Annotated in this window: 6 protein-coding genes; 4 read left to right on the forward strand and 2 right to left on the reverse strand. The window is 42.4% G+C overall.

Going from position 1 to position 8,244, the window contains the following annotated elements; translation table 11 throughout:
* Window positions 1-142: formate--tetrahydrofolate ligase (locus tag QZ998_RS07045; protein WP_296559214.1), on the reverse strand; the 142-nt coding region annotated here is incomplete at its 3' end.
* Window positions 143-1,046: 904 nt separating this feature from the next.
* Window positions 1,047-1,853, reverse strand: a complete 807-nt coding sequence (locus QZ998_RS07050; protein WP_296559209.1) for a methyltetrahydrofolate cobalamin methyltransferase — start codon at window positions 1,851-1,853, stop codon at window positions 1,047-1,049.
* A gap of 201 nt (window positions 1,854-2,054) precedes the next feature.
* Between QZ998_RS07050 and QZ998_RS07055 the strand changes: the two genes are divergently transcribed.
* From QZ998_RS07055 to QZ998_RS07070, 4 genes are all read left to right on the forward strand, one after another.
* Entirely contained in the window at window positions 2,055-3,851 is a 1,797-nt protein-coding gene (locus tag QZ998_RS07055) for an ASKHA domain-containing protein (RefSeq protein ID WP_296559210.1), read from the forward strand.
* 124 nt (window positions 3,852-3,975) lie between these two features.
* Window positions 3,976-5,034, forward strand: a complete 1,059-nt coding sequence (locus QZ998_RS07060) for an asparaginase domain-containing protein (protein WP_296559211.1) — start codon at window positions 3,976-3,978, stop codon at window positions 5,032-5,034.
* 75 nt (window positions 5,035-5,109) lie between these two features.
* Complete coding sequence (locus QZ998_RS07065; protein WP_296559212.1) at window positions 5,110-6,570, forward strand: NAD(P)/FAD-dependent oxidoreductase; 1,461 nt, start codon at window positions 5,110-5,112, stop codon at window positions 6,568-6,570.
* A 480-nt stretch (window positions 6,571-7,050) separates the two neighbouring features.
* Complete coding sequence (locus QZ998_RS07070; protein ID WP_296559213.1) at window positions 7,051-8,031, forward strand: uroporphyrinogen decarboxylase family protein; 981 nt, start codon at window positions 7,051-7,053, stop codon at window positions 8,029-8,031.
* Window positions 8,032-8,244 lie beyond the last annotated feature (213 nt).

An 8,244-nucleotide genomic window follows, 5' to 3' on the forward strand; every position in this document is an offset into this window, starting at 1 on the left:
ATAACAGATTGTAGTCAACCTTTGCTTTATACTTACCGTATAAATCCAGATCGTCTTCTGTTAAACCCAATTTCTTTGCTATCTCACGTATATCCTGTGGAATAGCCTCTTGTGCAATTTCAATATCTGATTTAAAACCCATTTTTTTCCTCCATTACTTTGATAAATTTTTAACATCTGCATTTATGATATATGATTTCAAACTAAAAATCAAACAATAAATGTGACAATTTTTCACTATAAAAAACCGAATAACGTTTACATTCACGGGGTTTACATCAATATTCAGAGCAATATTTTACTCTGCAGCGTAAATCATCTTTTTGTTTTCTTAAGTGCTGATATTCTTGTTCCTTTTAATTGCTTTTTGGTCATAAATAATTATTTTCAGAAACAATTATCCTTTTCGGTTAACCAAAATCCCCATTTTCGTAATTTTTTTATTATTTTCTTTTTAAAAAGCCATTTTTTTGCCGATTTATTGCACTAAAACTACTCATCATTCAATTATTTGACTTGTTCACCTCCTGTTTCCTTTGTCCGAATTTACAACCGTTTGACTTTATGCTATTCCATTTGCCCTTGCTTGATTAGACCTGTACCTAATGATTTCGGGCAGCCAGTCCACTATTTACTTGTATATACAAATTTTATTTAGATTATCATTCTTACCATCAAATGTCAATATTTTTCTATTTTATGTCAATTTATTTTCTTTGATTGTTTGTTATTTCTCAAACAATCCATCTTCGAGTAATATAAAGCCTAGTTAGACGCTGTCATACCTTGTCCCGTTTTTAATTATCGCCAAGCGTTTTAATCCTTTTTCTATATCATGTCTTTTTTCTTACTGATCGCTATACTCGGGCACCCAAAAATCGCAGTGCTTAATCTGCATTTATATCGATCCAGTTTTAACAATCTGTCGTCGATCATCCTGGATAACAACGAGTTGCCATTTTGCCAAACAACTGTTGCGGATAAAACTATAACCCTGTGTCTGTGTACTTAACAAAGACTTTGAAATCGTGATTAATCACTGGCTGTCAATTTTCCAGCGCACCAATTTTTCCCTGTCGAAAAGCTTTACTGTAGGCTCGGCAGTGCTTATCTTTACCAAGCAGCGCATAAGCGGCAAATATTGTTCCCATCATATCCCGATTGGTCGGATCCATTACTGCTGAATCCATGCCAGCCTGGATAGCAAGCGTCATAAAGGTTTTATTCATCAGTGCTCTGGCCGGTAAGCCAAAAGAAATATTACTTAAACCAGAGGTGATATGAATGCTTGGATAGAGGGCGCGGATTTCCGAAATTTCGCGGATAAGTTTCAACAGCGCGTCGTTATCTGTTGCCAATGCCATTATACATGGATCGATATGGATTCGTTCGGGGACGACACCAAACTTCGCGGCTTTCTCAACCATCGTTTTTGCAATCTCAACCTTTGCCTGAACATCACCGGGGATGCCTTTATTGTCACAGGTCAGTCCGATAACCTCCCAGTTGTTACCTGCCATTAATGGAAGCAGGATCTCACATTTATCGCCTTCTTCTGAAATAGAATTGATCAGTCCTGGTTTTGTCACATACTTGAATACCGCTTCGATAACTCTTGGATTTGGACTATCCAGACACAGCGGCGTTTCAGTGACATCCTGAACAACCTCAATCAGCCAAGTTAGTGTTTCGATTTCTCGTTCTGGTGCCGTTCCGGCGCACAGATCGATAAAATCTGCACCTGCTTGTTGTTGTTTTACCGCCCGTTGAGCGATAAATTTGGCATCTCTTCTTTCAATTGCTTCCTTTACCTGAGGAATTGCACCATTTATTTTTTCTCCAATAATGATCATCTTTGTCTCCTTGTTATCGTTTTCACTGCCTAGTTTCCGTAGCTTACCTGTATATACATATTCAGTAAGACTATCATTTTCGATATTTCTTGTCAATAATTTTCTATCCTGTTGAAAATCGCAGTTTCAACAGGTATAATGAGAGCAGTTTTAATAATATTTTACAGTTTACCTAATTTATGACTAAGAAAGGACAATTTTATGTCATCTTTGAATACGATTCGTGTTTGTTTTCCGCTACTGGATAAATGTATCATGGTTGAAGTTGGAAAAACGGTTGCTGAGGCCTGCGCGCTTGTTGGTTTTCCGCAAAACCTGGTTTGCGGGGGTAAAGGAACCTGTAAAAAATGCCTGGTGACTATTCGTGAAAACGATTTAGTTTCTGAAGTCCTTGGTTGTCAGCATCTTGTATCCGAGGATATCGCCATTCTTATTTCGAAAGAAGCTGCGCTATCACAAATACTCGAAACAACCAGCAACGGCGAGTTAAGTTTCAACCCTAAAACCCGTGTCGCTACCATTCCGATCACGGCATTAAAAACCGAGATGTGTTCCTACGATCTTGAAACAATCCGGAAAGCCATTGATCAGCCGGTCAAGCTGACTTCTCTTAAGGTCTTGCAAAAGTCAGCTGAGGTTTTTCATCAAAAGAGCTTTTCACTGATGAATTTTATATTATACAATGATGAAATCATTGATCTGGTTCCAGGCAATGAGCCCATCAGTGCCTTTGGCGTCGCCTTTGACATCGGCACCACCTCTGTTGTCGGCTACCTTTATGACCTGACTAACGGCGTTCTGATTCACCAGTATTCTTCCCTGAATAAGCAAATTTCATTTGGTGGCGATGTGATCAGTCGTATCGATTATGCTTCGACGGCGCCGGAAAATCTCAAGACTATCCAACATGCCATCATTGAAACCGTCAATAATATTTTATCCAACCTTTTTTATGAGTCCAACATACCATCTGAAGCTATTTATGAATGTGTCTTCTGTGGAAATAGCACCATGGCGCACCTTTTCTTGGGCTTAAACCCCCTGCATTTAGGTCTTTCTCCGTTTACCGGAATTACCCGGGACATGGTCGTCCTGACTGCCGAGGAGCTTGGCATCAATATTAACCCTCAGGGACGAATCACCTTTTTACCCTTACTTGGGGGCTTTGTCGGCGCCGATACCGCCGCTGTACTGCTGGGACTGCCAAAGGATGACAACTACCGCTTAATGATTGATTTAGGAACAAACGGAGAAATTGCCGTCGGCAATCGTGATCGCTATTTTGTCGCTTCTACTGCCTGTGGTCCGGCCTTAGAAGGCGCCGGCATCCATATGGGAATGCGCGGTACCACTGGCGCGATCGAAAAAATAACCCTGGATAATAATGAAATTACCTGCCATGTCATTGGCAATGCCGCCCCGCTTGGTTTTTGTGGTTCCGGAATTATTGATGCAATCGCCTTTCTATATCGCGAAAAATTGATTTATAACCGGGGACATTTTATCAAAGGCGAGGATCTCGATAATCATCCCTTCAAAGATCGCTTTGGTGTCGACGCAAATAATCAGCGCTATTTTGTTTTTGTTCGTCATAGCGATAACCCCAACGGTAAAGAGATGGTAATCACCCAAAAAGATATCCGGGCGGTTCAATTGGCCAAGGCGGCCATCTTTACCGGTTGCTCGTTGTTAACCGAAAAATACGGCATCAAAGCGACAGATCTCCAGGAAATTACCCTGGCAGGAGCTTTTGGCAATTACATCGATATTGAAAATGCCCAATTTATCGGTTTGCTTCCTGAGATTGCCGGGGTTCCCATCCGTTCCATTGGCAATGGTGCAGGAACCGGTGCCCAGCTTTTTTTGCTATCTCAGGATGAAGCTAAGCGCTGCCAAGAAATCCCGCTGATAACCACCCATATCGAATTAGCCACAGATCCTAATTTTTCCACCCTTTATATGCAAAACACTACCCTGGGTCAGAATGAAATGAAGTGATTCCTTAAATATCAGCTCAATCGACCATTAAAAAAGCAAACATACCTCTGATGTTTGCTTTTTTACTCCCTTGACCCTGATTCGATGCTATAATTATTCTAAATTACCGAAAGGATGCAGAACTATGGAAAACACACCCAAAATCTTACTATTATTAACGGGAGGTACCATCGGCAGCGCTGTCAACGACAACTGCATCGATGTCGATTCCCGCCGCGGTGACGATCTGCTGGCGCTGTACAAAGAACAAGTTAACCGCGCCGTCGCATTTGAAGTCATCCGTCCCTTTAATATCCTCAGTGAAAACGCCGAACCAAAACACTGGCTCCAAATAATAAAAACCCTCCAATCCCATCAACTCAACGATTATGATGGCGTTATCATTGCTCATGGCTCAGATACCCTTCCCTATACTGCAGCCGCCCTTGCTTATGGCCTTGACTGCCCGTTGATTCCGATTGTTTTAATCGCTGCCAATTACGCCATTGGTGAACCCAAAAGCAATGCCATTGCTAATTTCTCGGCGGCGGTAACATTTATCAGCAATATCAGGCTGCCCGGTTTTTATACCATCTATCAAAACAGCGATCAGATCAGCTATGTCCACCTGGCTACCCGGCTCCAGGAGGCCGATTGGCTCAAGGATGACTTTACCAGTTTTGGTGGACCATTAGGAATCTTTGATCAACGTGGTCTCTGCTGTTTACCGTCACCTAAGAACCCCACCATGATGAAACTTTATAACCCCTCGCCGGGGGATGTTCCCTTTATTAAAGAATTTCGCAATGAGGTGCTGGCGCTACGAGCCTACCCCGGTTTAAACTATCAGTTGTTCGATCTGCACAAACGCCCAATTCGGGCTGTGCTCCACTCACTCTACCATTGTGGTAGTGGTAATATTACCGGCGAAAACGGCACCTCTCTGCTAGCCTTTATTAAAGACAACCCCCAGGTTGATCACTATATGATCTCCTACAAAAATATTCACGGCAATCTTTATGCTTCCTGTCAGGAACTGATTGCCGTCGGTGGGATTCCGCTGGAGAACATCTCCTTTGAAGCGGCGCTAACCAAACTGAATTTTGCTTATAACCAGCAGGAATGTCTGCCACTAAACTATATGAAGCGGGAATTTTTCTATGAATTCCTGAGAGATGCCCAGGAAAATGGGTATGTAATATAATAGTTTTTCCTAATCCTATTAATTATGTGGTTAAAATTTAGTGTTTAAAATTTAGTTCTAATAAAGGAGACTGCTATGTATGATGTGGCTATTATCGGAGCTGGCATAATCGGAACCTCGATTGCCCGAGCTCTTAGTCGTTACAAATTATCCGTTGTCATTTTTGACAAAGAAAATGACGTGTCCATGGGAGCAACTAAAGCCAATTCGGCGATAGTCCATGGCGGCTTTGCCGAATCCCACACCAAAGTCAAAGGTGGCTTATGCTACAAAGGCCGAAAACAATTTGACCAGTTAGATAAAGAACTAAACTTTGGTTTTGAAAAAGTCGGATCACTGGTACTGGCCTTTGAGGAAGATCAGCTGGAAAAACTTAAATCATTATATGAAAACGGTCTGGCCAATGGTCTCGATGATTTGGAAATCCTTGACCACGATCAGATCATGGCGATGGAACCAAACGTCAACCCGGATGTCAAATATGCCCTATACTGCAAGGGCGCAGGCATCTGTTCGCCCTACGAAATGGCCATCGCAATGGCCGAAAATGCCGTTGCCAATGGTGTGGAACTATTATTAAATAGCGAAATTACCGCGATTGAGAAAACCGCTGACCGCTTTAATTTAACCGATCACAATGGCAAGCAATACCAGTCGCATTTTGTCATCAATGCCGGCGGGGTTTCTGCTGACACAGTTTCGCAAATGGTTGGCCTAGATTATTTTACCATTACCCCCCGTACCGGTGAATACCTTCTGACCGTCCGCGGTTCAGCCAGCATCATCAATACGGTCTTATTCCAGATGCCGACAAAAATGGGCAAAGGCATTCTGGTGGCACCAACCTATTTCGGAAACCTACTGATTGGGCCAGACGCTGTCAATGAAGACACTGTCGATAAATCGACTCACGCCGAACGGTTGCTGAAAATTTTTAACGAGGCTAAACACACCACTGCCAAATTAAATATTAAACAGTTTGTCCGCAGCTTTACCGGTGTCCGGGCTGTCAGCTCCACCGACGACTTTATTATTGAGGCCACACCGGTTACCGGCTTTATTAATTGTGCCGGCATCCAATCGCCAGGACTGACTTCTTCTCCGGCGATTACTGAGATGGTTCTAAACTTCTTAAAAGATCTGAACTGTCCCTTTGAAGAAGACCCCAGCTTCAATCCTTATCGGGCTCCCATTATTACCCGGACAGAATTAAAGCCGCTTAAAGAAATAAAGCCGTTAGTGGATATTGATTCCAGTCCAGAGAAAATAATCTGCCGCTGCGAACAGGTGAGTGAAGCGACCATTATCGACGCGATGAACCGGGGCATTACCGTGACTACCGTCGACGGGATAAAAAGACGGACCCGTGCCGGATTCGGCTGGTGTCAGGGCACCTTCTGCCGACCCAGAGTTGTTGAAGTGATGGAGCGTGTCCTCGGCCATGAAGTTGATCCCGGCTTCGATATCGAACACAGCGGTGTCAACCGGGTCGGGAAAAACGAAATCGTCGATTATATCGAAAAACATACCGATTAACATTTTTCTTTAAACCTTCCCGATTAAATGCATCTACTTATCTAGCATGTTTCCAGATGATATCGAATATTTCAAAATGTGATCGACAGAGCCCCTATCTTAGGATACTCGGGCTCTGTTTTTTTATTTCTCCTTGTATCCGATCCGATTTCTACTTGATTTTAATTTCTTCGGATTTTTTCTTTTACTTAATTAGCTGCTCTTTACGAACCATTACTTGTCTTTCCTTAATAAAAATATAAATCCGGCACATTTACTAAAATAGTCATTGACAAAAAACCTGCAACCGTTTATACTCACAGTAAAGATGATTGTATTTACTAAAATAACAGTAAATAAAATATTTAATACTATTATCGGTTTGGTCGCTAACGATCCAACTTTTATTGCCAAAACAAGCATTAAGGCTCTGATTATTAGTGACTTTTCCAAGAACCGATCAATTACTCAATCATAGTAAATCTCAGGAGGCTAGAAGCAATGTTAACCGTAAAAGAAAATTTAAAAGAAGTCCTTACCGGAGGAAATCCGGATCGCTTTATCAAACAATTTGAATTTATGCAAATGATCATGAGCGTACCATCATGTCGCATCAAACCCGCTATCGGTGAAGAAGTTGTCAACGAATGGGGGGTAACCGTACGCTGGCCAGAAGGGCAGCTTGGTTCTTTTCCGGTTCATGATGCCGATCACATCCTCTTAAAAGACGTGACGCAGTGGCGCGACTATGTTAAAGCACCGAATGTTGTTTTTCCTGCTGAAGCCTGGGAAAAAGCAATTGCCGATGCCAAAGCAGTTGATCACGACAATCAGTATGTTACCGCATTTATCGCTCCGGGCGTTTTCGAACTGACCCACTACCTAATGGGGATGGAAAATGCTTTAATGAGTTTTTATGAAGAACCCGAAGCAATGGTCGAGCTGATCGACTATATCACTGAGTTTGAACTGGCCTACGCTAAAGAACTTGTGACTTACCTCAAGCCAGAAGTTATTTTCCATCATGATGATTGGGGCAGTCAGATTTCAACCTTCCTTTCACCTGCCATGTTTGAAGAGTTTTTCCTGCCAGCCTATAAGAAAATCTACGGATTTTATAAAGAAAATGGAGTCGAACTGATTGTCCACCATAGTGACAGTTACGCAGCAACCTTAGTCCCTAACATGATTGAAATGGGTATTGATATCTGGCAGGGTGTTATGACAACCAATGATATGCCTAAAATGATCAAAGAATACGGCGGAGAAATCACTTTTATGGGCGGGGTTCACAGCGGGATCATCGATCATCCGACTTGGACAAAAGAACAGATTGAAGAAGAATTTGCCCGCGCCTGTCGCGAATGCGGAAAACTTTATTTTATTCCTGGTGCCTGCCAGGGGATGGGTGTTTCTTCCTTCCCCGGAGTATACGAAGCCAGCGATGTCGCCATCGACAAAATGAGCAAAGCGATGTTCTAAATCACCCTTTCAGCATGCTAATAAATAATAAATTTTTAAAAAACCAATGTTACCAGGAGGTAAGAGTAAAATGATTATTATCGGAGAAAAAATTAACGGCGCAATTCCTTCCACCGCAAAGGCGAATTGCCATATCCGGCATGTGATCGGTTACCAGGCTGGCTTGTTCAATAGAACCGATCAGGATGGCGATTGCCTTGTTGGAATCGCGGC

Origin of the sequence: uncultured Acetobacterium sp., from assembly GCF_927416815.1 — a bacterium.
Taxonomy (GTDB): Bacteria; Bacillota; Clostridia; order Eubacteriales; family Eubacteriaceae; genus Acetobacterium.